General features: G+C 40.5%; 23 protein-coding genes. 19 read left to right on the top strand and 4 right to left on the bottom strand.

Annotated features, from left to right (window positions below; all coding sequences use genetic code 11):
* Positions 1–5 precede the first annotated feature (5 nt).
* From rseP to tilS, 12 genes are all read left to right on the top strand, one after another.
* Positions 6–1358, top strand: a complete 1353-nt coding sequence (rseP, locus tag M1F26_RS14465; RefSeq protein WP_004257481.1) for a sigma E protease regulator RseP — start codon at positions 6–8, stop codon at positions 1356–1358.
* A gap of 42 nt (positions 1359–1400) precedes the next feature.
* Positions 1401–3815: an outer membrane protein assembly factor BamA gene (gene bamA, locus M1F26_RS14460; protein WP_004257462.1), complete on the top strand. Its 2415-nt coding sequence runs from the start codon at positions 1401–1403 to the stop codon at positions 3813–3815.
* An 89-nt stretch (positions 3816–3904) separates the two neighbouring features.
* Positions 3905–4399, top strand: a complete 495-nt coding sequence (gene skp / locus M1F26_RS14455) for a molecular chaperone Skp (protein ID WP_036957991.1) — start codon at positions 3905–3907, stop codon at positions 4397–4399.
* A 3-nt stretch (positions 4400–4402) separates the two neighbouring features.
* Positions 4403–5440 (top strand): UDP-3-O-(3-hydroxymyristoyl)glucosamine N-acyltransferase, encoded by a 1038-nt coding sequence (gene lpxD / locus M1F26_RS14450; protein ID WP_094961138.1) that lies wholly within the window; start codon positions 4403–4405, stop codon positions 5438–5440.
* A 128-nt stretch (positions 5441–5568) separates the two neighbouring features.
* Positions 5569–6021: a 3-hydroxyacyl-ACP dehydratase FabZ gene (fabZ, locus tag M1F26_RS14445; protein ID WP_004257450.1), complete on the top strand. Its 453-nt coding sequence runs from the start codon at positions 5569–5571 to the stop codon at positions 6019–6021.
* A gap of 1 nt (position 6022) precedes the next feature.
* Entirely contained in the window at positions 6023–6820 is a 798-nt protein-coding gene (gene lpxA, locus M1F26_RS14440; RefSeq protein ID WP_004257444.1) for an acyl-ACP--UDP-N-acetylglucosamine O-acyltransferase, read from the top strand.
* Between the two features lie 44 nt (positions 6821–6864).
* Positions 6865–8016 (top strand): lipid-A-disaccharide synthase, encoded by a 1152-nt coding sequence (gene lpxB / locus M1F26_RS14435; protein ID WP_094961140.1) that lies wholly within the window; start codon positions 6865–6867, stop codon positions 8014–8016.
* Positions 8016–8609, top strand: coding sequence for a ribonuclease HII (gene rnhB / locus M1F26_RS14430; RefSeq protein ID WP_004257437.1), 594 nt, complete (start codon positions 8016–8018; stop codon positions 8607–8609). Before lpxB ends, rnhB begins: the two co-directional genes overlap by 1 nt.
* 11 nt (positions 8610–8620) lie before the next feature.
* Positions 8621–12103 (top strand): DNA polymerase III subunit alpha, encoded by a 3483-nt coding sequence (dnaE, locus tag M1F26_RS14425; RefSeq protein WP_036957990.1) that lies wholly within the window; start codon positions 8621–8623, stop codon positions 12101–12103.
* A gap of 12 nt (positions 12104–12115) precedes the next feature.
* Complete coding sequence (gene accA / locus M1F26_RS14420; protein ID WP_140171675.1) at positions 12116–13075, top strand: acetyl-CoA carboxylase carboxyl transferase subunit alpha; 960 nt, start codon at positions 12116–12118, stop codon at positions 13073–13075.
* 148 nt (positions 13076–13223) lie between these two features.
* On the top strand, positions 13224–14111 hold the full coding sequence (locus M1F26_RS14415; RefSeq protein ID WP_140171676.1) for a DMT family transporter: 888 nt from the start codon (positions 13224–13226) through the stop codon (positions 14109–14111).
* Between the two features lie 13 nt (positions 14112–14124).
* Positions 14125–15477 (top strand): tRNA lysidine(34) synthetase TilS, encoded by a 1353-nt coding sequence (gene tilS / locus M1F26_RS14410; RefSeq protein WP_140171677.1) that lies wholly within the window; start codon positions 14125–14127, stop codon positions 15475–15477.
* A gap of 63 nt (positions 15478–15540) precedes the next feature.
* Here the strand turns inward: tilS and rof are convergent, their stop codons facing one another.
* Positions 15541–15804, bottom strand: coding sequence for a Rho-binding antiterminator (rof, locus tag M1F26_RS14405; protein WP_004257417.1), 264 nt, complete (start codon positions 15802–15804; stop codon positions 15541–15543).
* Between the two features lie 271 nt (positions 15805–16075).
* Here rof and M1F26_RS14400 point away from each other — a divergent pair, with 271 nt between their 5' ends.
* The 7 genes from M1F26_RS14400 to chbG all read left to right on the top strand — a co-directional run bounded on the left by M1F26_RS14400 (position 16076) and on the right by chbG (position 22426).
* The gene (locus tag M1F26_RS14400) at positions 16076–16732 is read left to right on the top strand and encodes a copper resistance protein NlpE N-terminal domain-containing protein (RefSeq protein ID WP_094961144.1); all 657 of its coding nucleotides are present in this window, start codon (positions 16076–16078) and stop codon (positions 16730–16732) included.
* 371 nt (positions 16733–17103) lie between these two features.
* Complete coding sequence (locus M1F26_RS14395) at positions 17104–17424, top strand: PTS sugar transporter subunit IIB (RefSeq protein ID WP_094961145.1); 321 nt, start codon at positions 17104–17106, stop codon at positions 17422–17424.
* A 114-nt stretch (positions 17425–17538) separates the two neighbouring features.
* Positions 17539–18897 carry a PTS N,N'-diacetylchitobiose transporter subunit IIC gene (gene chbC, locus M1F26_RS14390; protein WP_140171678.1) on the top strand — a complete coding sequence of 453 codons (1359 nt, stop codon included), beginning with the start codon at positions 17539–17541 and terminating at the stop codon, positions 18895–18897.
* Between the two features lie 44 nt (positions 18898–18941).
* Positions 18942–19289: a PTS N,N'-diacetylchitobiose transporter subunit IIA gene (gene chbA, locus M1F26_RS14385; protein WP_004257393.1), complete on the top strand. Its 348-nt coding sequence runs from the start codon at positions 18942–18944 to the stop codon at positions 19287–19289.
* Positions 19290–19299: 10 nt separating this feature from the next.
* Positions 19300–20166, top strand: a complete 867-nt coding sequence (chbR, locus tag M1F26_RS14380) for a transcriptional regulator ChbR (RefSeq protein WP_140171679.1) — start codon at positions 19300–19302, stop codon at positions 20164–20166.
* Positions 20167–20276: 110 nt separating this feature from the next.
* Positions 20277–21635 (top strand): 6-phospho-beta-glucosidase, encoded by a 1359-nt coding sequence (locus tag M1F26_RS14375; RefSeq protein WP_004257387.1) that lies wholly within the window; start codon positions 20277–20279, stop codon positions 21633–21635.
* Positions 21636–21670: 35 nt separating this feature from the next.
* Positions 21671–22426 carry a chitin disaccharide deacetylase gene (chbG, locus tag M1F26_RS14370; RefSeq protein WP_140171680.1) on the top strand — a complete coding sequence of 252 codons (756 nt, stop codon included), beginning with the start codon at positions 21671–21673 and terminating at the stop codon, positions 22424–22426.
* A gap of 62 nt (positions 22427–22488) precedes the next feature.
* On the opposite strand, the gene proS is transcribed toward chbG, so the two are convergent.
* The 3 genes from proS to rcsF all read right to left on the bottom strand — a co-directional run bounded on the left by proS (position 22489) and on the right by rcsF (position 25435).
* Positions 22489–24207 carry a proline--tRNA ligase gene (gene proS, locus M1F26_RS14365; protein WP_140171681.1) on the bottom strand — a complete coding sequence of 573 codons (1719 nt, stop codon included), beginning with the start codon at positions 24205–24207 and terminating at the stop codon, positions 22489–22491.
* Positions 24208–24306: 99 nt separating this feature from the next.
* On the bottom strand, positions 24307–25026 hold the full coding sequence (gene tsaA, locus M1F26_RS14360) for a tRNA (N6-threonylcarbamoyladenosine(37)-N6)-methyltransferase TrmO (protein ID WP_140171682.1): 720 nt from the start codon (positions 25024–25026) through the stop codon (positions 24307–24309).
* Positions 25027–25033: 7 nt separating this feature from the next.
* Positions 25034–25435: an Rcs stress response system protein RcsF gene (gene rcsF, locus M1F26_RS14355; RefSeq protein ID WP_004257380.1), complete on the bottom strand. Its 402-nt coding sequence runs from the start codon at positions 25433–25435 to the stop codon at positions 25034–25036.
* Positions 25436–25516 lie beyond the last annotated feature (81 nt).

Below are 25516 nucleotides of genomic sequence, written 5' to 3'. Positions count from 1 at the left end.
GATACATGGGATTTATTTGGAGTTTAGTTGCATTTATTATCGCAATAGGTGTGTTAATTACAGTACACGAGTTCGGCCATTACTGGGTTGCTCGCCGCTGTGGTGTTTATGTTGAGCGCTTTTCTATAGGGTTCGGCAAAACCTTATGGCGCAAAGTCGATAAGAATGGTACCGAATTTGTTTTGGCGATAATCCCCTTAGGGGGGTATGTCAAAATGCTTGATGAGCGAGTTGGTAGCGTTTCTCCTGAACGTCGCCATCAAGCGTTTAACAATAAAACTGTCGGTCAACGAGCTGCCATTATTGGTGCAGGGCCAATCGCGAACTTTTTATTAGCAATTGTTGTCTATTGGATAGTCTTTATGATTGGTGTTCCTTCTGTGAAACCTGTCATTGAAGACGTAAAGCCAGGCTCTATTGCGGCAATTGCAAATTTTGAACCAAAAATGGAACTAAAATCTATTGATGGCATCGAAACTCCTGATTGGAATTCAGTTCGTTTAGCATTGGTCGGTAAAATCGGTGACCGTGAACTGACAGCGCAAGTATTACCCAGTGGTTATAATGAACCGATTACTAAAACGGTTGATTTAACCACTTGGCAGTTTGATCCAGAGAAACAAGATCCGATTTTGTCGGTAGGTATAATGCCTGTCTCTGCAAGAATTGACCCTGTTATCCAAAAAGTAACGCAAGGGTTAGCTGGTGAACGGGCAGGTTTGCAGAAAGGCGACAGAATAGTGAGTGTTAACGGGGAAGTTCTGGGCCTGTGGGATCCCGTTACACGAATTATTCGTAATAACCCGGGCGTCCCGTTAAAACTTGAAGTGCAACGGTCGCAGCAATTGATTTCACTCACGTTGACCCCTGATAGCCAAGATGGGCCGCGTGGGGAGAAAATTGGGTTTGCAGGCGTAGAACTTTCAGTGTTACCGTTAGCAGATGAATATAAGATGGTGCAACAATATGGGCCATTTTCTGCGTTTTACCAAGCCAGTGATAAGACGTGGCAGTTAATGAAGTTGACGGTCAATATGATGGGTAAACTGGTTGTTGGGGATGTCAAACTCAATAACTTAAGCGGTCCGATATCTATCGCTAAAGGTGCGGGGGTATCCGCCGAGTCAGGCTTGGTATATTATTTGATGTTTATTGCGCTTATTAGCGTCAATTTAGGTATCATCAATCTGTTTCCATTGCCTGTTTTAGATGGGGGGCACTTGCTCTTCTTATTAATTGAAAAAATTAAAGGAAGTCCGGTGTCTGAGCGAGTACAAGACTTTAGTTTTCGGATAGGTGCAATGGCATTGATTCTGTTAATGGGACTTGCACTTTTTAATGATTTCTCTCGCTTCTAATTTTTGTAAGCTGGGGACCAGTAAGGAATACGCATAACAACGATGGCGATGAAAAAGTTGCTCATAGCGTCGCTGCTTTTCGGCAGCGCCACTGCATACGGTTCAGACGGATTCGTAGTTAAAGACATTCGTTTCGAAGGTCTACAACGCGTCGCCGTTGGTGCAGCATTATTGAACATGCCAGTTAGGGTTGGCGATTCAGTTGATAACGATGATATCAGCCGTTCGATTCGTTCCCTATTTTCAACCGGTAACTTCGAAGATGTTAGGGTCCTGCGTGATGGAAACACGCTGATCGTTCAAGTTAAAGAGCGGCCAACGATTGCAAGTATCACCTTTACAGGCAATAAGTCTGTTAAAGATGATATGCTCAAGCAGAACTTGGAAGCTTCAAATATCCGCGTTGGTGAGGCACTCGACCGCACGACAATTGCAAATATCGAAAAAGGTTTAGAAGACTTTTACTATAGCGTTGGTAAATATAATGCAACAGTAAAAGCTGTTGTAACGCCTTTGCCACGTAACCGTGTGGATTTAAAATTTGTTTTCTCTGAAGGTGTTTCAGCTCAAATTCAGCAAATTAATATTGTAGGTAATAAAAATTACACTACAGCAGAATTAGTTAATAAGCTGCAATTGCGTGATGATGTTCCTTGGTGGAACCTCGCTGCTGACCAGAAATATCAGAAGCAAAAACTGGCGGGTGACTTAGAAACTCTGCGCAGTTTTTATCTTGATCGTGGTTATGCGCGTTTTAATATAGACTCCACGCAAGTCAGTCTGACCCCAGACAAAAAAGGTATTTATATTACTATTAACATTACTGAAGGCGACCAATATAAAATATCGGGTGTCGAAGTTAATGGTAATACGGCTGATCATTTAACTGAAATCCAAGAGCTTATCACTATTACACCGGGAGAATTATATAACGGTGCTCAAGTGACAAGTATGGAAAACAAAATCAAAGATATGTTTGGCCGCTATGGTTATGCATATCCTCGAGTAATGACACAACCTGAAATCAACGATGCAGATAAAACAGTTAAATTGCACTTAAATATTGATGCAGGTAACCGTTTCTATGTGCGTGAGATTCGTTTCCAAGGTAATGACACCAGTAAAGATACTGTTTTACGTCGTGAAATGCGCCAAATGGAAGGTGCATGGCTCGGAAATGATTTAGTTGAACTAGGTAAAGAACGTCTGAATCGTACAGGTTATTTCGAAACTGTTGATGTAGAGACTCAACGTGTACCTGGTAGCCCTGACCAAGTAGATGTTATCTACAAGGTTAAAGAGCGTAATACTGGTTCAATGAACTTTGGTATCGGTTTTGGTACTGAAAGTGGTGTGAGCTTCCAAGTTGGGGTTACACAAGATAACTGGTTAGGTACAGGTAACGCAGTTGGTATTAACGCAAGTAAAAATGACTACTCAACTAACGTTGAATTCTCATTTACTGACCCGTACTTCACCGTTAATGGTGTGAGCTTAGGCGGTCGTATTTTCTATAACGACTTTAGTGCGAAAGATGCTGATCTATCAGGCTATAACAACAAAACGTATGGCCTAGACAGTTTCTTGAGCTTCCCATTTAATGAAAATAACTCTTTCCGCGTCGGTGCCGGTTATGTTCATAACCGACTTTCGGATATGCGTGCTCAAGCTGCCATGTGGGATTACCTTGATTCTATGGGTAAAAATCCACCAGTTACAGAGAACGGACGTAATAAAGAAAGCTTTGATGCGGATGACTTCACACTTAACTTAGGTTGGACTTATAACTCGTTAAACCGTGGTTTCTTCCCGACATCGGGTAATAAAACGAACGTATCGGGTAAAGTGACAATTCCTGGTTCTGATAACGAATACTATAAACTACGCTTTGATACAGCGCAGTATTATCCACTGGACGAAGACGAAACTTGGGTAGTTCTGGGGCGTGCACAAGCAGGTTATGGTGATGGTATTGGCAGTAAGCAAATGCCATTCTATGAAAACTTCTATGCGGGTGGTTCAAGCACCATTCGTGGTTTCCGTTCGAATAATATCGGTCCAAAAGCGGTTTATTTGAAGAAAATTAATGGAAAAGATGGCCCAGAGCCTGGAAGCCCATCAAGTGATGCGGTCGGTGGTAATGCGATGTACGCGGCATCATTTGAGTTAATCACTCCGACTCCATTTATTGACGAGAAGTATTCGAACTCCGTTCGTACCTCTCTCTTTGTTGATGCAGGTACGGTATGGGACACTAATTGGAACAGTATTCCTGCGGCTTGGCGCGAAGGTATGCCTGACTATGGTAAGGCAAGCAATATCCGAGCTTCTGCGGGTGTGGCTTTACAATGGATGTCTCCACTTGGACCACTGGTCTTCTCTTATGCGCAGCCGATTAAGGACTACGAAGGGGATAAATCAGAACAGTTCCAATTTAATATTGGTAGAACGTGGTAATCTATTCCAGTTTCTATCTATGAAGGCTCCCATTTTTTTGTGGGAGCAACCAAAATTTCCAGCCATACGTATGGGTTAAGGAGTTTAGTGTGAAAAAATTGTTGTGTGCAGCGGGTGTGAGTATTGCTTTAGCAATGTCTGCGGGGGCTTATGCTGAGAAAATCGCTATCGTCAATGTTGGTGAAATTTTCCAAAATATGCCAGCGCGTGAAGCCGTTGCTAAACAGCTTGAAAGTGAATTCAAAAGTCGTGCGACTGAGTTACAAAATCTAGAAAAAGATTTGCAAACTCGTGTTGAAAAATTGCGTCGTGATGGTGCAACAATGAAACAAAGTGAGCGCGAAAAGCTTGAATCTGAACTCATGACTAAACGTGATCAATTCGCTGAAAAAGCTCAAAAATTTGAAGAAGACAACCGCCGTCGCCAAGGCGAAGAGCGTACTAAAATTTTAACTCGTATTCAGAACTCTATTAAGGCTGTTGCAGCTAAAGAAGGCTATGATGTCGTTATCGATGCAAATGCAGTTGCTTATGCAAAAGATAGCGTTGACATTACAAGTCAGGTTCAAAAACAGGTTAAATAATAGATGTCTTCAATTCGATTGGCTGACCTTGCTCAGCAGTTGAATGCGCAATTACACGGTGATGGTGATATTACCATCACCGGTATTGCTCCAATGCATTCAGCGAATAATCAACAGATTACTTTTCTATCTGACAGCCGTTATAGTGACAAATTGGCAGATTGCCAAGCTGCAGCGGTGGTTCTCACAGCAAAAGATCTTGAAGCATGCAAAGTGGCTGCTCTGGTAGTGGATAACCCATACCTTGCTTATGCACGCATGGCTCAAATTATGGATACAACGCCAAGCCCAGCTGAAGATATCCATGCATCAGCGGTAATTGCTGATGATGCAAAACTTGGTAAGAATGTCGCAATTGGCGCAAATGCCGTTATCGAAAGTGGTGTTGAGCTTGGCGATAATGTGGTGATTGGCGCAGGTTGTTTTGTGGGCAAAAATACGCGTATTGGTACAGGAACCCGTTTGTGGGCGAATGTCAGCGTATACCACAATGTTGAGATTGGCGAACACTGTTTAGTTCAATCTGGCACAGTCATTGGCTCTGATGGTTTCGGCTATGCGAATGATCGTGGTAATTGGATCAAAATTCCTCAATTAGGCACAGTGATCATCGGCGATCGTGTTGAGATCGGTGCGAGTACAACCATTGACCGAGGTGCTTTAGACAACACAGTAATTGGCAATGGGGTTATTATCGATAACCAGTGCCAAATTGCACACAATGTCATAATTGGTGATAATACCGCAGTTGCTGGTGGTGTTATCATGGCTGGTAGTTTAAAAATCGGCCGTTACTGTATGATTGGTGGTGCCAGTGTCATCAACGGCCATATGGAAATTTGCGATAAGGTCACAGTAACAGGAATGGGGATGGTCATGAGACCTATCACTGAACCAGGAGTATATTCTTCAGGGATTCCTTTACAGCCTAATAAAACTTGGCGTAAAACAGCTGCTTTAGTCTTAAATATCAATGAGATGAATAAGCGACTGAAACATGTTGAGCGTGAATTAGATAGCCAAAATCAAAAAAAACAGTAATCATTTTGTAATTCAGGCTAAAATAGTTATCTGAGTTACGTTTTCCGGCCTGCCAGTTAACCTAATTTAAGGTTAAAGCAGGCCGATTCATTAATTAAACCGTATTAATAGACAGGAAGAGTATTTCGATGAGTGATAATCATACTCTGAATATAGAAGAAATCTTAGAACTGCTTCCGCACCGTTACCCATTCCTTCTGGTTGACCGTGTATTGGATTTTGAAAAAGGCAAATCATTACGTGCAGTGAAAAATGTGTCATTTAACGAGCCATTTTTCCAAGGACACTTCCCTAGTAAACCTATTTTCCCTGGTGTATTGATTTTAGAAGCCATGGCGCAAGCGACAGGAATTCTTGCGTTTAAAAGCGTTGGAAAATTAGAGCCGGGTGAGTTGTACTATTTTGCAGCGATAGACAATGCGCGTTTTAAACGTCCCGTTCTACCAGGAGACCAAATGGTCTTAGAAGTAGAATTTATCAAAGAACGTCGCGGAGTTGCACGTTTTAAAGGTGTTGCTAAAGTTGATGGAGAAGTGGCCTGCGAAGCAGAAATGATGTGCGCCCGTCGTCGTGAGGTCTGATATGATTGATAAAACAGCCTATATTCATCCATCCTCTATCGTAGAAGATGGAGCTATCATCGGTGCCAATGTTCATATTGGCCCTTTTTGTTATATTGGCGCGAATGTTGAAATTGGTGAAGGCACTGAACTGAAATCTCATGTTGTGGTTAATGGCCATACAAAAATTGGTCGTGACAATGTGATTTTCCAGTTCGCTTCCATTGGTGAGATTAATCAAGATCTTAAATACCAAGGCGAACCAACGCGAGTTGAAATCGGGGACAGAAACCGTATTCGTGAAAGTGTAACCATTCACCGTGGTACTGTTCAAGATGTTGGCCTGACAAAAGTGGGCAATGATAACTTACTGATGGTGAATGTGCATATTGCTCATGATTGTATCATTGGAAACCGTTGTATTATTGCAAATAACGGTACTCTAGGTGGTCATGTAACACTTGGTGATTATGCCATTATTGGTGGGATGACCGCAGTTCACCAGTTTTGTAAAATTGGTGCTCATGTTATGGTTGGTGGCTGCTCTGGTGTCGCACAAGATGTGCCGCCTTATGTCATTGCACAAGGTAACCACGCGACACCATTTGGTTTAAATCTTGAAGGTCTAAAACGCCGTGGTTTTGAAAAAGAATCACTACATGCTATTCGTAATGCATACAAGGTGTTATATCGTTCAGGTAAATCGTTAGAAGAAGCTCGTGAAGAAATCGCAGAAGCGGCAAAAGCGAATGAACACGTTAAAGTGTTTAGTGATTTCTTAGAGGATTCAGCGCAGTCTAAACGTGGTATTATTCGTTAATCTAGTATTAATGAATCGAGGCCTTTAATAAGGAGCGAATTTCGGTGAATAATAGCCGCCCACTTACTATTGGCCTTGTTGCCGGAGAAACATCTGGTGATATTCTCGGTGCGGGGCTTATCCGTGCACTTAAAGAGCAAATACCAGATGCTCGCTTTGTTGGTGTTGCTGGTCCTTTAATGCAAGCCGAAGGTTGTGAAGCTTGGTATGAAATGGAAGAGCTTGCCGTCATGGGCATCGTTGAAGTCCTCGGCCGCCTACCTCGGTTATTATCCATCCGTAAGGATCTAACCCAGCGTTTTACCGAATTACAGCCAGATGTTTTTGTTGGAATTGATGCCCCTGATTTTAATATTACCCTTGAGGGGCGCTTAAAATCGAAAGGGATTAAAACCATTCATTATGTTAGCCCATCAGTTTGGGCATGGCGTCAAAAACGAGTATTTAAAATCGGTCGTTCAACGAATTTAGTATTAGCTTTCTTACCTTTTGAAAAAGCCTTTTACGATCGTTTTAATGTTCCTTGCCGTTTTATCGGACACACAATGGCGGATGCCATTCCATTACACCCTGATAAACAAGCCGCTCGACATCGGCTGAATATTCCTGAGCATGTTAAATGTTTAGCCTTACTGCCAGGAAGTCGTCATTCAGAAGTCGAAATGCTAAGCGCAGATTTTCTTAATACAGCGAAAATATTACAGCGTAATATCCCGGATTTACATATTGTGGTGCCGTTGGTGAATGAAAAACGCCGCCAGCAGTTTCATGAGATAAAGCAAAATACTACGCCTGAACTGCAAATTCATACTTTAGATGGCCAAGCTCGTGATGCAATGATTGCAGCAGATGCGACTTTATTAGCATCAGGAACGGCAGCACTTGAATGTATGCTAACAAAATGCCCAATGGTGGTGGGGTATCGTATGAAACCTTTCACCTTCTGGTTGGCAAAACGGTTAGTGAAAACGCCGTATGTTTCTTTGCCTAATTTGTTAGCAGGAAAAGAGATTGTCAAAGAGTTACTACAAGAGGATTGCCAGCCTGATAAACTTGCACAGCAGTTGCTTCCACTCCTAGAGGGTGGCGAGCGGGTTGAAAACCTGAAAGAAACTTTTTTACAATTACATCAGCTTATTCGTTGTGATGCAGATAAACAAGCTGCTGAAGCTGTATTAGATATGGTCAAAAATTAATGGAATTTATCTATCCAAAAGCAAATTTAATCGCGGGTGTTGACGAAGTGGGTCGAGGCCCATTAGTCGGAGCTGTAGTGACTGCAGCGGTGATTCTTGATCCCAATAACCCTATTATAGGGTTGGCAGACTCAAAAAAACTCACCGAAAAAAAACGTGAGAAATTATTTGATGAAATTCAAGAAAAAGCATTGTGTTGGTGTATTGGTCGCGCAGAACCAGAAGAAATTGATAATATAAATATATTACATGCAACTATGTTAGCTATGCAGCGCGCTGTTGCCGGTTTATCCATTATTCCTGAGTATGTTTTAATTGATGGTAACCGTTGTCCTGAATTGCCAATGCCTTCACAAGCAGTAATTAAGGGCGACAGCCTAGTACAAGAAATTAGCGCAGCATCCATTTTAGCTAAAGTGATTAGGGATAGGGAAATGGTTGAGTTGGACAAAGCTTTTCCTGAATATGGTTTTGCGAAGCATAAAGGCTACCCAACCGCGTATCATTTAGAAAAATTGGCGCAGTATGGTGCAACCGAATTCCATCGTAAAAGCTTTGCTCCTGTGAGAAGAGCTTTAGACAGCAATAAGTAGGTATTAGGTCGATGGCATCACCTCGTTTTATTCATTTACGTGTTCATAGTGACTATTCCATGATTGATGGGCTAGCCAAAACAGGACCACTGGTTAAAAAAGTGGCTTCAATGGGTATGCCTGCATTCGCGATCACCGATTTTACTAACCTTTGCGGGTTAGTCCGGTTTTATGGTGCAGCGCATGGTGCAGGGATCAAACCCATTATTGGCGCTGATTTTTATGTGGAAAGTGAATTATTAGGTGATGAAATATCTCACCTAACTGTTTTAGCACGTAATAATGAAGGCTATCAAAACCTTACCTTACTAATTTCTGAAGCATACCAAAAGGGCTATGGTGCGGTTGGGCCAACGATAAAACGAGAATGGCTGGCCAAGCACAAAGACGGCTTGATTCTGCTGTCCGGTGGCCGTAAAGGGGATGTCGGGCAATTTCTATTAAGGGGAAACCAATCCTTAGTGGATGAGTGCCTTGCATTCTATGAAACTCATTTCCCAGATAGCTACTATTTAGAGTTAGTCAGAACAGGGCGGCCTGATGAAGAAAGTTATCTACATGCGGCTGTCGAGTTAGCGACTAAAAAAGGCCTACCTGTCGTTGCAACGAATGATGTTTGTTTTATTGAAAGTAGTGATTTTGACGCTCATGAAATACGTGTTGCTATCCATGATGGTTTTACATTAGCAGATCCAAAAAGGCCTAAAAATTATAGCCCTCAGCAATATTTACGTTCCGAAGAAGAGATGTGTGAGCTGTTTGCTGACATCCCTGAAGCGCTAGAAAACAGTGTAGAGATTGCTAAGCGTTGTAATGTGACGATCCGTTTAGGTGAATACTTCTTACCTCAATTCCCAACAGGGGATATGAAAACAGAAGACTTTTTAGTCATGCGCTCTAAAGAGGGGCTCGAAGAGCGTTTAGAATTTCTGTTTCCTGATGAAAAAATCAGGGCAGAAAGGCGTCCTGAGTATGATGAGCGTTTAGATATCGAACTCAACGTAATCAACCAAATGGGTTTCCCTGGCTACTTCTTGATAGTTATGGAGTTTATCCAATGGTCGAAGGATAACGGCGTACCCGTTGGGCCTGGACGAGGTTCGGGGGCAGGTTCCCTTGTTGCCTACGCACTCAAAATTACTGACCTTGACCCGTTGGAGTTCGATTTACTATTTGAGCGTTTCTTGAACCCTGAGCGTGTTTCGATGCCTGACTTTGACGTCGATTTCTGCATGGAAAAACGCGACCAAGTCATTGATCACGTAGCCCAAATGTATGGGCGTGATGCCGTTTCACAAATCATTACCTTTGGTACGATGGCGGCAAAAGCGGTTATCCGCGACGTGGGGCGTGTACTTGGGCACCCATATGGTTTTGTTGATAGAATTTCTAAATTAGTGCCGCCAGATCCCGGTATGACACTAGAAAAAGCATTCGAAGCAGAGCCACAGCTCCCTGAAATTTATGAAGCTGATGAAGAGGTTAAAGCGCTTATCGATATGGCGCGTAAACTCGAAGGGGTCACTCGAAATGCCGGTAAACATGCGGGTGGGGTGGTTATCGCTCCAACTAAAATTACTGACTTTGCGCCACTGTATTGTGATGCGGAAGGTAATAACCCCGTCACGCAATTCGATAAAAACGATGTCGAATATGCAGGGCTAGTGAAGTTTGACTTCCTCGGCTTACGGACGTTGACGATCATTAACTGGGCGTTGGAAATGATCAACGCGCGCCGTGCTAAGAAAAACTTAGAGCCGGTTGATATTGCGGCGATTCCGCTGCACGATCAAAAAAGCTTTGATATGCTGCAGCGCTCAGAAACCACGGCAGTATTCCAGTTGGAATCCCGTGGAATGAAGGACTTAATTAAGCGATTACGTCCCGACTGCTTTGAGGATATGATCGCTCTGGTAGCATTATTCCGCCCCGGGCCATTACAATCAGGCATGGTAGATAACTTTATTGACCGTAAGCATGGTCGTGAAGAAATTTCGTATCCAGATGTACAATGGCAACATGAATCATTAAAACCTGTTCTAGAGCCCACATATGGTATTATTTTATACCAAGAACAGGTTATGCAAATTGCTCAGGTTTTAGCCGGTTACACGCTTGGCGGTGCAGATATGCTGCGTCGTGCGATGGGGAAAAAGAAACCTGAAGAAATGGCGAAGCAGCGTTCTGTTTTTGAAGAAGGAGCAATCAAAAACGGGGTAGATGGCGAGTTATCAATGAAAATCTTTGACTTGGTAGAGAAATTTGCCGGTTATGGGTTTAATAAATCGCACTCAGCAGCTTATGCTTTAGTTTCTTATCAAACATTATGGTTAAAAGCGCACTATCCCGCTGAATTTATGGCTGCTGTAATGACCGCTGATATGGACAACACGGAAAAAGTGGTCGGTTTAGTTGATGAATGTTGGCGAATGGGCTTAAAAGTATTGCCACCAGATATCAATAGTGGGCTTTATCACTTCCATGTGAATGATGAAGGTGAGATAGTTTACGGTATCGGTGCAATTAAAGGGGTCGGTGAAGGCCCGATTGAAGCGATTGTTGAAGCGCGTCAACAAGGCGGGATATTTAAAGAGATTTTTGACCTTTGTGCGCGAGTCGATATTAAAAAAATTAATCGTCGTGTGATGGAAAAGCTTATCATGGCAGGGGCATTTGACCGATTAGGCCCTCACCGTGCGGCATTGATGTCTTCCCTTGAAGATGCATTAAAAGCGGCTGACCAACACGCTAAAGCAGAGGCAATAGGCCAAGCAGATATGTTTGGTGTATTAGCGGAAGCACCTGAACAAGTCGAAAGTTCATACGCCAGTGTGCCTAAATGGCCAGAGCAGGTGGTATTGGATGGTGAACGCGAAACGCTTGGTTTATATTTAACAGGGCATCCAATAACGCGATACTTGAGCGAAATAGAGCGCTATACTAATGGGCTTAGATTAAAAGATGTGAACCCCACCCCTCGTGGTCAAGTGACAACTGTGGTAGGTTTAGTACTTTCAGCTAAAGTCATTACAACCAAGCGTGGAAATAGAATAGGTATTTGTACGCTTGATGATCGTTCCGGTCGTCTGGATATTATGTTATTTTCAGATGCACTCGATAAATACCAACATATGTTGGAAAAAGACAATATCCTGATAGCCACCGGTCAGGTCAGCTTTGATGATTTCAATGGTGGTAATAAAATGACAGTGCGTGAGTTAATGGATATTAGTGAAGCAAGGGAGAAATATGCACGAGGACTTGCAATTTCACTGTCAGATAAACAAATTAACGATCAATTGCTGAACCGGCTTCGCAGTACTCTTGAACCTCATCGTTCAGGAACGATCCCGGTTCATCTGTATTACCAGAAGGATGATGCCAGAGCCAAGCTTAAATTTGGTGTTGTTTGGCGTGTGACGCCAGTGGATCCCCTTCTGAACGATCTTCGAACTCTGCTGGGTAGTGAGCAGGTAGAATTAGAATTTGACTAAAATAGGAATATTATGAGTCTGGATTTTCTTGATTTTGAACAGCCAATCGCGGAATTAGAGGCGAAAATTGATTCTCTAACAGCGGTTAGCCGTCAAAATAACAACTTAGAAGTCAACCTAGATGAAGAGGTTGCTCGTTTACGTGAAAAAAGTGTTGAACTGACACGTAAAATTTTCTCTGATCTAGGAGCTTGGCAAATCGCTAAACTCGCTCGTCATCCACGTCGTCCATATACATTGGATTATATTTCTCGCATTTTTACTGATTTCCAAGAATTAGCAGGTGATCGTGCTTATGCAGATGATAAAGCCATTGTGGGTGGAATGGCGCGTTTAGATGGTCGCCCAGTTATGATTATTGGGCATCAGAAAGGGCGTGAGACAAAAGAAAAAATCCGTCGTAATTTTGGTATGCCAGCCCCAGAAGGTTACCGTAAGGCATTGCGTCTGATGGAACTGGCTGAGCGTTTTAACTTGCCTATTATTACCTTTATTGATACTCCTGGGGCTTATCCGGGCGTTGGTGCTGAAGAGCGTGGTCAGTCAGAGGCTATCGCACGTAATTTACGTGAAATGTCACGTTTATCTGTCCCAGTCATTTGTACTGTTATTGGTGAAGGTGGCTCTGGCGGTGCTCTTGCCATCGGTGTTGGTGATAAAGTCAATATGCTGCAATACAGTACTTATTCTGTTATTTCACCAGAAGGCTGTGCTTCCATTCTATGGAAAAGTGCAGATAAAGCACCACTAGCAGCAGAGGCGATGGGGATTACTGCTCCACGTCTTAAAGAACTGAAATTAATTGATAATGTTATTCCTGAGCCATTAGGCGGTGCACATCGTAATTATGATGAAATTGCGGAACAGCTAAAAGCACGCCTGAATGAGGACTTAAACGAATTAGATGCATTAGATGCCGAAGCGTTGAAAAACCGCCGCTATCAGCGTCTGATGGACTATGGTTATTGCTAATTATTAACCGCTAATCGTTAATAAAAACGGGAGTTTGCTTTTTGCCAGCTCCCGTTTTTTTATTTTTAAGCTAGTCATTTTTAATGATAACAGAGTGTTTTGATTTAAATTATTCATCTGCTGAAAATAATAATAGATAGGAACTAGGATGCGACAATATAATTATTTGTTATATGCTTTTACTTGCGTATTGATATGGAGCTTTATTCCTATTGTCTCTCGTTTTGGGCAAGAAGGTATGGATAGCTTCCAATTCCTTTTTTGGTCAAACTTAATTTCAGCGATATCTGTAATTATTGTTGCACTTGCTTCTGGGTATCGGCTGACAAAACTGTTTATCTTGCCAAGAGATGTACTAATCAAAGTCTTTGTTCTTGGTTTTCTTGATTGTTTATTCTACTTGTTACTGTATTACGGATATTCCATTGAAAATGGTATCGTCGTATTGGTCATTCAATATAGCTGGCCATTAGTTATTATCTTGTTATCAGTAGTATTGCTAAAAGATAAATTAGCTGGAAGACAAATAATTGGCATCATAGTTGGTTTTATTGCGGTGATTATTACTTTTACTAAAGGGCAAATTACACAGCTACATGTTGAAAACCCAACAGCGTTATTACTGGTTTTTAGTGGTGCATTTTGCTTTGCACTAATGTCAGTTTTTTCTCGCCAATATTCGATAGACCCCTATATTAGTACTGTGTGGTTATTTATTTTTTCAACGCTAACTTCTTTTGCCTTACTGATACTATTTAGTGAAATGCAGTTACCTTCAAAAGCAGCTTTTTGGCCAACACTGGTTAATGGCATTTTAATCAATGGGGTGTCTTATATTTTGTGGTTTAAGGCGATGAATACAGGTCATTCAGCGAAAATAGCTTCTGTGGTATTTTTATCTCCCGTATTATCGGTACTCTGGTTAGTGTTAATCTTAAATGATGTTTTTGAAATTGCGTATGCAATTGGGGTATTACTGGTAATTATTTCTGGTGTTCTGTGTGTTGGCGCAAAAAGCCAAAGTCAGAAGTCGTAAGAAGGGCGAATAAATGGCGCAGCATTCGCAAGTAATTGTTGAACAAGTTCTTAATAAAATAAGTGGTATTCAAAAAATTCTAGTGGGATTCAGTGGTGGTATTGACTCTACAGTTTTATTACATGCACTTTATCTTATTCGGCAACAACGGCTTCCTTCACTAGAAATTCGTGCTATTCATATTCATCATGGCTTGAATAGAAAAGCAAACGAATGGGAGCAGCATTGTGCTCAATTATGTTCACAATGGGACATTCCTTTTATTTGCCGACATGTCGTGGTTGATTCAAGCCAAAAAGGTATTGAAGCAGCAGCACGAGAAGCTCGTTATCAGGCTTACCGAGAAGAATTACAAGAAGGCGAGGTATTAGTTACGGCTCAACATCTTGATGACCAAGCAGAAACTTTCATGTTAGCGTTAAAGCGTGGTAGTGGGCCAGCAGGGTTGTCTTCAATGCCTGAATTATTGGGTTTTTCAGCATGTTGCGGTTCAACATGGCTATTACGCCCATTACTTTCAACACCCCGTATAGCGCTAGAAGCTTATATGCAAGAACAACAATTATCGTGGGTTGAGGACGATAGTAACCAAGATGACCGTTATGATAGAAATTTTTTACGTCTTCATATTATGCCGACTTTGTCTGAGCGCTGGCCACATTTTTCTCATGCTGTCGCGCGCAGTGCCGCGTTATGTGCTGAGCAAGAATCATTACTCGATGAGTTATTAAAAGAGACCCTTGAAGGTATGATGGATTACCGAGGGGGCCTATTTATAGATGATTTGCAAGGGTGTTCATCTTCCAAACGTAATGCGTTAATTCGTCGTTGGGTTGGTTTGCACCAATTGCCAATGCCGCCATTTAACCAATTGGAACGTATTTGGCAAGAAGTCGCGTTAGCTCGGCATGATGCAGACCCTATTTGCCGCTTAGGGCGATTTGAAATTCGTCGTTATCAAGGCGCATTGTGGGTTGTTAAGCGCATTAATAGTCTATTAAATAAACAGTTTGAATGGGTTTTTCCTGAGGTTTTTGAGTTACCTGAATCCTTAGGAGTATTACAAGTTATGGAAGGAGAGGGGCAAATACGGCCACCACTTTCGCATGAAAATGTGACAATCCGTTTTGGGCTGCAAGGCACATTGAAAATAGTAGGGCGCCATCGTTCCAGAAGCAGTAAGAAGATCTGGCAAGAATTAGGCGTAGCTCCATGGATGAGAGAAAGAGTGCCATTAATTTATTATAACGACCAGCTAATTACCGCAGTAGGGTGCTTTATTACCCCTGAGGGGGTGGTTGATGAAGCGTCTCTGGGTATTGCCATCGATTGGCAAAAAGAGGGTGAATTTAAGGTATTAAATTAATGAGAAGCCCCTTATGACTGTGATTACCATAAGGGGCTATAGAAGGACTCAAAATCGTGAGTATTAGTGAGAGTGGTCGACAACAATTGTGCCGATTTCAGGATGACTGAAGGAAATTATGCAATCCAATCTTAACTCCTTGGTTCCATCATGTGTCTCAACAATCAGGTACTCAACTTTTTTTCGTAGGAGTAAATCACTGGCCTTCCCCTCAATATTCACACCGTCATTAAGTATTATTTGCAACTTTAGCTGACGTTGGCATGCGATTTCTAGATATTCGTAATCATCACAATTGATAGGTTGATATTCAGTATCTGTAGACATATTCCCTCACCACTGTGTTAGTGGCGGTTATTGCCGCCTTGAACATGTTGTACTAAGCAAAAATGTGCTTAGTACGATAATAGCACAGTAACTTTAATAACTATAATCACAGCGCAGGGAAAAAGACAATTCTTATTCACTAAATCAATACACAACGTATTTTATCAGTAATGTCCGAATTTTCTTATGTTTGACATATTTTTATTAGATGAAATGCTATGATGTTTATATTGGTTAACAAGTTAAAACACATGGTTTTAAGGGAATTATAATGAAAAAATCACTAATGTTAGTCTTAATGGCGGTTGGAAGCATTACGTTAGCTGGCTGCCAGAGTGCGACAAAAAATATTGATGCAGCACCAGTCGATAAAGTCTATACAGGGGTTTTACCTTGCGCGGATTGCTCTGGTATTGAGGCGACATTGTTAGTTAACCAAGATGGTAGTTATGTTGAACAGCTCGTTTACTTAGGAACGAAAGATGGTGATACAGCTTTCCATGATACTGGTAAATGGGATATAGAAAATAATAAACTACGAGCAACTAATCCTAAAGGTGAAAGTACTTATTTTGCCCAATCAGCAGATGGTCAATCAGTGACCTTGCTGGATTTAGACGGTAACCCGATTGAAACACAGATGAATTATACGTTAGACCAAGTTAAGCCAAGTAAAAAAGTGGGGCAGTACCGCTATATGGCTGATGCAGCTGTTTTCAAAGAGTGCGATAGTGGTCGCCAATACGCTGTTTCTGGTGTTGAATTAGAAAAAGCGTATGGAGAAACTGGGGTAGATGGTGGTACACCTGTCTATGCTGAAATTGAAGGTTATTATACCATTCGACCTTCAATGGAAGATGGCCAGTTTGATTCCGCATTAGTCCCAACAGGTGCAATTAAGTTCGACAAATCTGCTTCTTGCAACTAATTCGTACTTTTTTCTTTCTTAAGAAGACCCACTTCAACTGAAGTGGGTCTTTTTCTTTTTGGGCTGTAAATTACCAATTAAAACGCCGTATTACCCATCTTTAATTTTTTTCTTATCATTATTTGATATCAATATAACTTTTTTATTGACGCAAAATATTTATATAAATGTGAGGATTGTCATGGCTGTTGGTCAATGGGAGACAATTGTTGGTTAGTTTGAATTATCGAAAATGCTGGTAAGGCAGTATACTCAATTCAACTAGAGATAATTAATTGCTTTAGTGTGTAGGGTTGGGTTAGATGATAAGTCTATAAGAAAACTTATAAGTTATAGCGGTAATAAAAATAGAACGAATCAAAGGATAAGGAATGAATAAGAAAAATATTTATCTATTTTGTTCTGCAGGAATGTCTACCTCACTGCTAGTTAACAAAATGAGACAGCAAGCAGAAAAATATGATGTACCTGTCAATATAGAGGCCTTCCCTGAAAGCTTAGCTTCAGAAAAAGGTGTAGATGCGGATGTGATATTACTCGGCCCGCAAATTGCTTGGATGTTATCGGATATCCAAAAATTATTACCTAACAAGCCAGTTGAAGTTATTGATTCACTTTTGTACGGAAAAGTGGATGGGCTCGGTGTACTAAAAGCTGCCGTTGCAATTATAAAAAAACAAACTGCAAGCTAATACCAAAAAGCTATTTACAACCTCTACAACATAATAACTCCATCAACATTAACGTTATTAACATAACGTAATTAGTTAAGAATGGAGCATACTCAAAAAATTGAGGGTATTTTTATGAGTCTTTTTATCACTTCGCTTGAAAAGGTACTCCTTCCATTCGCTGTTAGATTGGGAAAGCAACCTCATGTTAATGCAATAAAGAATGGTTTTATTCGAATTATGCCTCTGACCTTAGTTGGGGCAATGTTTGTGTTAATTAATAATGTTTTTCTGAGTTTTGATACAGGGTCATTTTTCTATTCTTTGGGGGTTAGACTAGAGCCTTCAACGATAGAAACACTAAATGGTTTTAAAGCCATTGGTGGAAACGTTTATAACGGGACATTGGGAATTATGTCCTTAATGGCACCTTTTTTTATTGCGATGGCACTGGCGGAAGAACGTAAGGTTGATCCACTTGCTGCTGGTTTGTTAGCTGTTGCTTCTTTTATGACAGTCACACCATATGACGTCAATGGTGCTTATGCCGTTGGTGCTAATTGGCTCGGTGGGGCTAATATCATTTCAGGGATCATTCTAGGGTTAGTCGTTGCTGAAATGTTCACTTTTATTGTTCGCCGTAATTGGGTGATTAGATTACCAGATAGCGTACCACCATCCGTATCTCGTTCATTCTCTGCACTTATTCCTGGTTTTATCATCTTATCAATTATGGGAATTGTGTCGTGGGCGCTAAGCGGTATTAGTAGTAATTTCCATCAAATCATTATGGACACAGTATCCACACCACTTGCTTCTATGGGAAATGTTGTTGGCTGGGCATATGTTGTATTTACCTCTCTATTATGGTTCTTTGGTATCCATGGTTCTCTCGCATTAACCGCATTAGACAGCGGTATAATGACACCGTGGGCATTAGAAAACGTGTCTTTATATGCAGAGTATGGTTCAGTTGATGCTGCGATTGCTGCGGGTAAATCCTTCCATATGTGGGCAAAACCGATGCTTGACTCCTATGTATTCTTAGGTGGAACGGGCGCTACATTAGGATTAATTATCGCTATTTTTATCGCATCACGTCGTGCCGACCATCGTCAGGTTGCGAAATTAGCGTTACCGGCAGGTATTTTCCAAATTAATGAGCCGATTATTTTTGGTCTACCGATCATTATGAACCCGGTTATGTTTATTCCATTTATTCTTATTCAGCCTATATTGGCAGGAATAATGGTCGCGGCTTATTATTTAGGGATTATCCCACCAGTGACGAATATCGCACCATGGACAATGCCGACGGGGCTTGCTGCATTCTTCAATACTAATGGTAGTATCGCTGCCTTACTACTTGCATTATTTAACCTTGGTGTGGCTGTACTCGTTTATCTTCCGTTCGTTGTGATTTCTAATAAAGCACAAAACACAATCGATGAAGAAGAGAGTGAAGAAGATATTGCTAACGCACTTAAGTTTTAAAATAAGGGGGAGCTTGCTCCTCCCATCAAAATAGAGATAAAAGTATGTTTGAACTTAATGATATCCAAGAAGATGCGACTATGGATGAACTTGAAGAAGTTGTCATGGGGCTGATTATTAATGCAGGGCAAGCAAGAAGCTTGGCTTATACTGCATTAAAAAAGGCGAAAGAAGGTGATTTTGTGACGGCAAAAAGTTTAATGGCACAATCGCACTCTTCGCTGAATGAAGCGCATAAAGTGCAAACTCAATTGATTGAAAGTGATATGGGTGAAGGACGAATCAAAGTTAGCTTAGTTCTGGTTCATGCACAAGATCATTTAATGAATGCCATGTTAGCCCGTGAATTAATTACAGAGTTAATTGAGTTACATGAAAAATTAAACCATTAGAGAGGGAGCCATGATGCAGGCACTGATGAATAGAACCGACACTAATGCTGAAATTAAACTCGTTCAAGAAAGTGAACTTTTTAATAATAAAACCTTTCATGTCTTTATTTATAATAAAGTTGAGAGTGCAAGTGGACTGCATCAACATGATTATTATGAATATATGATTGTTCTAACGGGGCGTTGTTATCAAATAATTAATGGGAAAAAAGTTTTATTAGAGCGGGGAGATTTTATTTTTCTCCCAATAGGGTCGCATCATGAAAGCTCTTATGATTTTGGGCCTACACGGATACTCAATGTTGGAATTAGTAAATCATTTTTTGATAAACATTATTTACCACTATTACCAAGTTATTTTGTTGCATCGCAAGGCTATCAATTAAAAAATGAATTTATGGCTTATATAGAGTCCGTGATTGCATCATTAAATTTTCGTGATAGTGAATTTAATGAATTTATTGAGTTGGTTACATTTAATGTCGTAAATCGATTACGCCATTATCGTGAAAAAAGTATGCGAGATGATGCCCCTCAATGGCTAAAAAATACATTGGAAGAAATGCATGATATCGCTATGTTTAGTGAAAGTGCTCTACAAAATATGATTTTGATAACGGGAAAATCACAAGAGTACTTAACTCGGGCAACAAAACGCTATTATGGCAAAACGCCAATGCAGATTATTAATGATATCAGAATTAATTTTGCTAAAAAGCAACTCGAAATAACTAATTATTCAATTACGGATATTGCTTTTGAATCCGGTTATAGCAGTCCAAGTTTATTTGTTAAAAAATTTAAAGAGCTAACTTCATTAACGCCAAGTGATTACAGAAAAAATCTATTTAGTGTTGAACAAAAAATGGTAGGTTAAATTATTACCTAAATAATCTTCCCATTTCTATGCGTCTCAAGCATATCCATCTTTTTCTATAAAGATGGTGTGCTTTTCTATGTCTATTATAAAGGTACAATGAGGTTAATATGACTCAGAATCAGAAATTAAAAGTTGTCACCATTGGGGGAGGGAGTAGCTACACTCCTGAATTACTAGAAGGTTTTATTAAACGTTACCATGAGTTACCTATTACTGAATTATGGTTAGTGGATGTTGATGAAGGTAAAGAAAAATTAGATATTATCTATAATTTATGCGAGCGCATGGTTAAACATGCCAATATACCACTCAAGATATTTAAAACGCTTGATAGGCGAGAAGCATTAAAAGACGCTGATTTCGTGACGACTCAATTAAGAGTTGGGCAATTAAAAGCACGTGCGTTAGATGAATCAATCCCCTTAAAACATGGTTATTTGGGGCAAGAAACTAATGGTGCTGGTGGGTTATTCAAAGGGCTGCGAACAATACCTGTGATTTTTGATATTATTAAAGATGTCGAAGAAATTTGCCCGAATGCTTGGGTAATTAATTTCACCAACCCCGCAGGTATGGTAACTGAAGCTGTTTATCGCCACACTAACTTCAAACGTTTTATTGGTGTTTGTAATATACCTATCGGTATGAAAATGTTTATTACCGATGTTTTGAAACTATCCGATAGCGATGAATTATCTATCGACTTATTTGGTTTAAATCATATGGTTTTTATCAAAGACGTTATTGTAAATGGTTCATCACGGTTTAATGAGTTATTAGAAGGGATTGCTTCTGGAACATTAAGCGCAAATTCAGTTAAAAATATTACAGACCTTGCTTTTGATGAAGGATTAATTCGTGGATTAAATCTGATCCCATGCTCTTATTTATTGTACTATTTTAAACCTAAGGAAATGCTAGCGATTGAGCTTGGCGAGTATTATAAAGGGGGGGCTAGGGCTCAAGTCGTGCAAAAAGTTGAGCATCAACTCTTTGAACTATATAAAAATCCAACATTAGATGTAAAACCTAAAGAGCTTGAATTAAGAGGTGGAGCTTATTATTCAGATGCCGCTTGTGAAGTCATCAATGCAATATACAATGACAAACAAACGGAGCACTATGTTAATATTCCACATCATGGGCATATTGATAATATTCCTGAAGACTGGACAGTCGAAATGACATGCTTATTAGGTCGTGATGGCGCAAAACCGCACCCACGAGTAAAGCATTTTGATGATAAAGTACTTGGTTTAATTTATACCTTAAAAACTTTTGAAATTACCACTAGCCAAGCTGCAGTAAATGGTCAGTTTAATGATGTTTTATTGGCGATGAATCTAAACCCATTAATTCATTCTGATAACGATGCGCGTTTAATTTCTAAGGAATTACTTATCGCCCATAAAAAACACCTACCGAACTTCGCTAAAGCAATACAACAGCTTGAGCAAGAAGGTTAATTAGCCAAATAGCTTATAGTGTCAAGGGAGAGCATATGGCTGTATTACTTATTGTAAATGCCGATGATTTTGGACTCTGCGAGGCCGTTAATTACGGCATCATTGAATCTCATCGTAATGGAGTTGTTCATTCAACAAGCGCGATGATGAATATGCCTGCAATATCCCATGCGGCTAAATTAAGCCAAGAGAATCCGAATCTGGCAGTGGGGATGCATTTTGTTTTAACGGCTGGGAAGCCTTTCTCATCAATGCCTACTCTCAGCCGTGATGGGCTGTTGGGTAAATGGCTTTGGAATATTGATATTAATGATTTACCATTGATTGAGATTGAACAAGAACTAAATTTGCAATATCAAAAATTTATCGAAATTTTTGGTCAAAAACCGAGCCATATCGATAGCCATCATCATGTTCATATGATTGAGGGTATTTTTCCAATTGTAGTTGCTTTCGCCCAAGAAAAGGGTATTGCATTACGTGTTGATCGCCAATTAGAGAAAAATTGGCCGCCATTATCATATCAAGTGCTAAGCACTGACTGTTTTAGTAGTGAGTTTTATGGTGATCAAATCTCAGAAGCGTTATTTTTGAAGATTATTAATGAAGCTAAAGCACAAGGTAATAATTCTATTGAAGTTATGAGCCATCCTGCTTTTATTGATAATGCGCTATTAAAAAGTAACTATGCTTATCCACGTTTAAATGAATTGGAAGTATTAACATCTGAAAATTTAAAATCACAGATTTTGGCGGATGGTTTTAAGATTGGTTCGTACCGAGACATCTAAAAAAAGAAGCCCAAATTCAAATAACCGAAATTTGGGCTTTATTTTCTAGCTTTTAACTTATTTTATTTACCGAGCTTTCCTTTTAGGAAGCTAATAACATTTTCTAAGCCAACCAATTCTTTATCATCACTACGGCGTGATTTATATTCAATTTGGTTGTTGTCTAAGTTACGGTCACCAATAACGATAGTGTATGGAACACCAATCAGCTCCATATCGGCAAACATCACGCCTGGGCGCTCTTTACGGTCATCGAAAATCACATCAATACCATTTGTTTTTAAGTCAGCGTAAAGTTTTTCTGCAACTTCTTTAACACGATAAGATTTGTGCATATTCATTGGTAAAATAGCCACTTGGAACGGAGCAATTGCATCCGGCCAAATAATTCCGCGGTCATCATGGCTTTGTTCAATAGCAGCGGCAACAATACGCGTTACACCAATGCCATAACAGCCCATGGTGACGATTTGGTTATGTCCATCTTCATTTTGGACTGAAGCTTTCATTGCTTCTGAGTACTTAGTCCCTAATTGGAAAATATGGCCAACTTCGATACCACGTTTAATTTGCAGTACACCTTTACCATCTGGGCTTGGGTCTCCTTCAACAACGTTGCGTAAATCAAAAGCTTCTGGTAACGCCAAATCACGTTCCCAGTTGATGCCAAAATAGTGTTTACCATCAATATTTGCGCCTGCACCAAAGTCGCTCATTACTGCAACGCTACGGTCGATAACAATCGGTAGAGGCATATTGACAGGGCCTAAAGAGCCCGGGCCTGCATTCACTGCATTTCTGATTTCAGCTTCCGTGGCGAATTCTAATGGGCTAGCCACTAATGGGTGTTTTTCTGCTTTGATTTCATTTAACTCATGGTCGCCACGAATTAATAAAGCGACGAGCGTGTGACCTGAATCTTTTTTCGCATGAACAATCAATGTCTTAACAGTTTTTTCAACAGGTAAATTGAATTGTTCAACAAGCTCTGCGATTGTTTTTGCATTTGGCGTATCCACCAAGCGCATCTCTTCTGTTGGAGCGCAACGTGGTGTTGTTGGTGCTAATGCTTCTGCAAATTCAATGTTAGCTGCGTAATCAGATTCAGTAGAGAAAATGACGTCATCTTCACCATTTTTCGCTAATACTTGGAATTCGTGGGATGCGCTACCACCGATAGAGCCAGTGTCAGCTTGAACAGCACGAAAATCAAAGCCAATACGCGTAAAAATTTTGCTGTAGGCTTCGTACATCGCATCATAGGTTTCTTGCAATGATTCTTGGCTAGTGTGGAAAGAGTACGCATCTTTCATAATAAATTCACGCGAGCGCATCACGCCAAAACGTGGGCGAACTTCATCACGGAATTTGGTTTGAATTTGAAATAAATTCAATGGCAATTGTTTGTAAGACGTGATTTCGTTACGCACTAAATCTGTAATCACTTCTTCATGAGTCGGACCGAGAACAAACGGGCGCTCACCACGATCAACAAAACGCAGCAATTCAGGACCATACTGTTCCCAACGACCACTTTCTTGCCATAAATCTGCAGGTTGAACGACGGGTAAAGATACCTCTATAGCGCCTGCATTTTCCATTTCTTCACGGACGATGGTTTCTACTTTACGTAGAACACGCACACCAGTGGGTAACCAGTCATACAGACCAGAAGCAAGTTTACGGATCATTCCTGCACGCAGCATCAGCTGATGGCTGATAACTTCTGCATCCGCAGGGGTCTCTTTTAGAGTTGAGAGCAGATATTTGCTAGTACGCATTGTATAGGTTCCATTAGAACAATAAGTTATGGCAAACGATTTATTTGCCAAGGTATATAGTGAGCTAGTCTACCAGTGACGGAGGCTTGCCAAAAGGGGTTAACGTGATTTTTCGCATGGTTCGATAGCGAATACTTCAGTCACACCACCAATTACTCGCCAACGAATATTAAAATCTAATAAATGAACGGCATAGTCACGTGTTTCAGTAGATTGTTTTTTGTATGCGGGGCGAGGGTCTTGCATTAAGACTTGTGAAATAAATTGTTTAATACCCGGATACTGATTTTGATAAACATCTAATTCAGTTTCTAGTTGTGGGGTAAATATAACCTGCATATCATCTGAAGGTGTGTCTTGTGCATATCCTGCGGTTGCGTTTGATACTGCTTCAGCAAAAGGTAAATAAGGTTTTATATCGATAACCGGGGTGCCATCAACTAAATCAAGGCTACCAAGCTCAAGGATCACCTGGTTGTTTTTGGTTGTTATTCCACGTAATTCAACAAGTGACATACCTATTGGGTTTGGCCTAAAAGTTGAACGGGTCGCAAAAACACCCATTTTTTCATTCCCCCCGAGTCTTGGAGGGCGCACTAGTGGTTTCCAACCATTTTCCATCGTTTGATGAAAAACGAATAAAATCCACACATGGCTAAATTGATTGAGTCCTCGTACTGAATTAGGGTCGTTAAATGGCGAATGCAAATGTAAGCGGCCCACACCAGCCTGAACAAGTCCAGGTTGGCGAGGGATTGCAAACTTTTCTTTATAAGGTGATTCAATGTGCCCAATAACATTAAACTGAAAAGATTGCATAAGATATTTATTCAACAATTTGTAATGCACTGCCTTCACAGATAGTTGCCTGATAACAACCTGGAGAGGTCATGGTTTGGCACTGGTGTAAAAGTACGGCATCAGCCGCAATATAGGCAGCTTGTGTTAACATACTGTTTTTTGCGGTATTCAAATTTGCCGGAGGGCTTTGAACGCTTTCTCGACAAGATTCCCCAGAAACAACACCTAAATCTTTGAAAGGCATCCCTAATAATTCTTCTGGGCTATTCATTAATTTAACGTTTGCTGTGTCTGGCTCTGTTACTTTCGGTACAGGTTTAGACAATTTCATACTAGTGAAACCTTTATTTTGCCCTGGACTCGTGTATTGGTTAATTCCACACCCGGCTAACACAAATGTTACCAAAGTGAGCAATAACAGTCTCATAAGTTATACCTTTCTTATATGATTCAAAATAATGCTGCGTTGTTTTTATAGTCTATAAATTACAAAAAATACTAGACGGCG

Source organism: Providencia sp. PROV048, from assembly GCF_033688165.1.
GTDB classification, from domain to species: Bacteria; Pseudomonadota; Gammaproteobacteria; order Enterobacterales; family Enterobacteriaceae; genus Providencia; species Providencia hangzhouensis.
The sequence above is the reverse complement of the archived record's forward strand: the minus strand, read 5'-3'. Positions and strand labels throughout refer to the sequence as shown.

Bases quoted from the DNA above. Each gene is read 5' to 3' on its own strand.
- tsaA (WP_140171682.1), bottom strand. From the start codon at position 25,026: ATGCAATCTTTTCAGTTTAATGTTATTGGGCACATTGAATCACCTTAT.
- M1F26_RS14395 (WP_094961145.1), top strand. From the start codon at position 17,104: ATGAATAAGAAAAATATTTATCTATTTTGTTCTGCAGGAATGTCTACC.
- lpxA (WP_004257444.1), top strand. From the start codon at position 6,023: ATGATTGATAAAACAGCCTATATTCATCCATCCTCTATCGTAGAAGAT.
- rseP (WP_004257481.1), top strand. From the start codon at position 6: ATGGGATTTATTTGGAGTTTAGTTGCATTTATTATCGCAATAGGTGTG.
- M1F26_RS14375 (WP_004257387.1), top strand. From the start codon at position 20,277: ATGACTCAGAATCAGAAATTAAAAGTTGTCACCATTGGGGGAGGGAGT.
- lpxD (WP_094961138.1), top strand. From the start codon at position 4,403: ATGTCTTCAATTCGATTGGCTGACCTTGCTCAGCAGTTGAATGCGCAA.
- proS (WP_140171681.1), bottom strand. From the start codon at position 24,207: ATGCGTACTAGCAAATATCTGCTCTCAACTCTAAAAGAGACCCCTGCG.
- chbC (WP_140171678.1), top strand. From the start codon at position 17,539: ATGAGTCTTTTTATCACTTCGCTTGAAAAGGTACTCCTTCCATTCGCT.
- M1F26_RS14415 (WP_140171676.1), top strand. From the start codon at position 13,224: ATGCGACAATATAATTATTTGTTATATGCTTTTACTTGCGTATTGATA.
- rnhB (WP_004257437.1), top strand. From the start codon at position 8,016: ATGGAATTTATCTATCCAAAAGCAAATTTAATCGCGGGTGTTGACGAA.
- M1F26_RS14400 (WP_094961144.1), top strand. From the start codon at position 16,076: ATGAAAAAATCACTAATGTTAGTCTTAATGGCGGTTGGAAGCATTACG.
- chbA (WP_004257393.1), top strand. From the start codon at position 18,942: ATGTTTGAACTTAATGATATCCAAGAAGATGCGACTATGGATGAACTT.
- dnaE (WP_036957990.1), top strand. From the start codon at position 8,621: ATGGCATCACCTCGTTTTATTCATTTACGTGTTCATAGTGACTATTCC.
- rof (WP_004257417.1), bottom strand. From the start codon at position 15,804: ATGTCTACAGATACTGAATATCAACCTATCAATTGTGATGATTACGAA.
- chbR (WP_140171679.1), top strand. From the start codon at position 19,300: ATGATGCAGGCACTGATGAATAGAACCGACACTAATGCTGAAATTAAA.
- accA (WP_140171675.1), top strand. From the start codon at position 12,116: ATGAGTCTGGATTTTCTTGATTTTGAACAGCCAATCGCGGAATTAGAG.
- bamA (WP_004257462.1), top strand. From the start codon at position 1,401: ATGGCGATGAAAAAGTTGCTCATAGCGTCGCTGCTTTTCGGCAGCGCC.
- fabZ (WP_004257450.1), top strand. From the start codon at position 5,569: ATGAGTGATAATCATACTCTGAATATAGAAGAAATCTTAGAACTGCTT.
- tilS (WP_140171677.1), top strand. From the start codon at position 14,125: ATGGCGCAGCATTCGCAAGTAATTGTTGAACAAGTTCTTAATAAAATA.
- chbG (WP_140171680.1), top strand. From the start codon at position 21,671: ATGGCTGTATTACTTATTGTAAATGCCGATGATTTTGGACTCTGCGAG.
- rcsF (WP_004257380.1), bottom strand. From the start codon at position 25,435: ATGAGACTGTTATTGCTCACTTTGGTAACATTTGTGTTAGCCGGGTGT.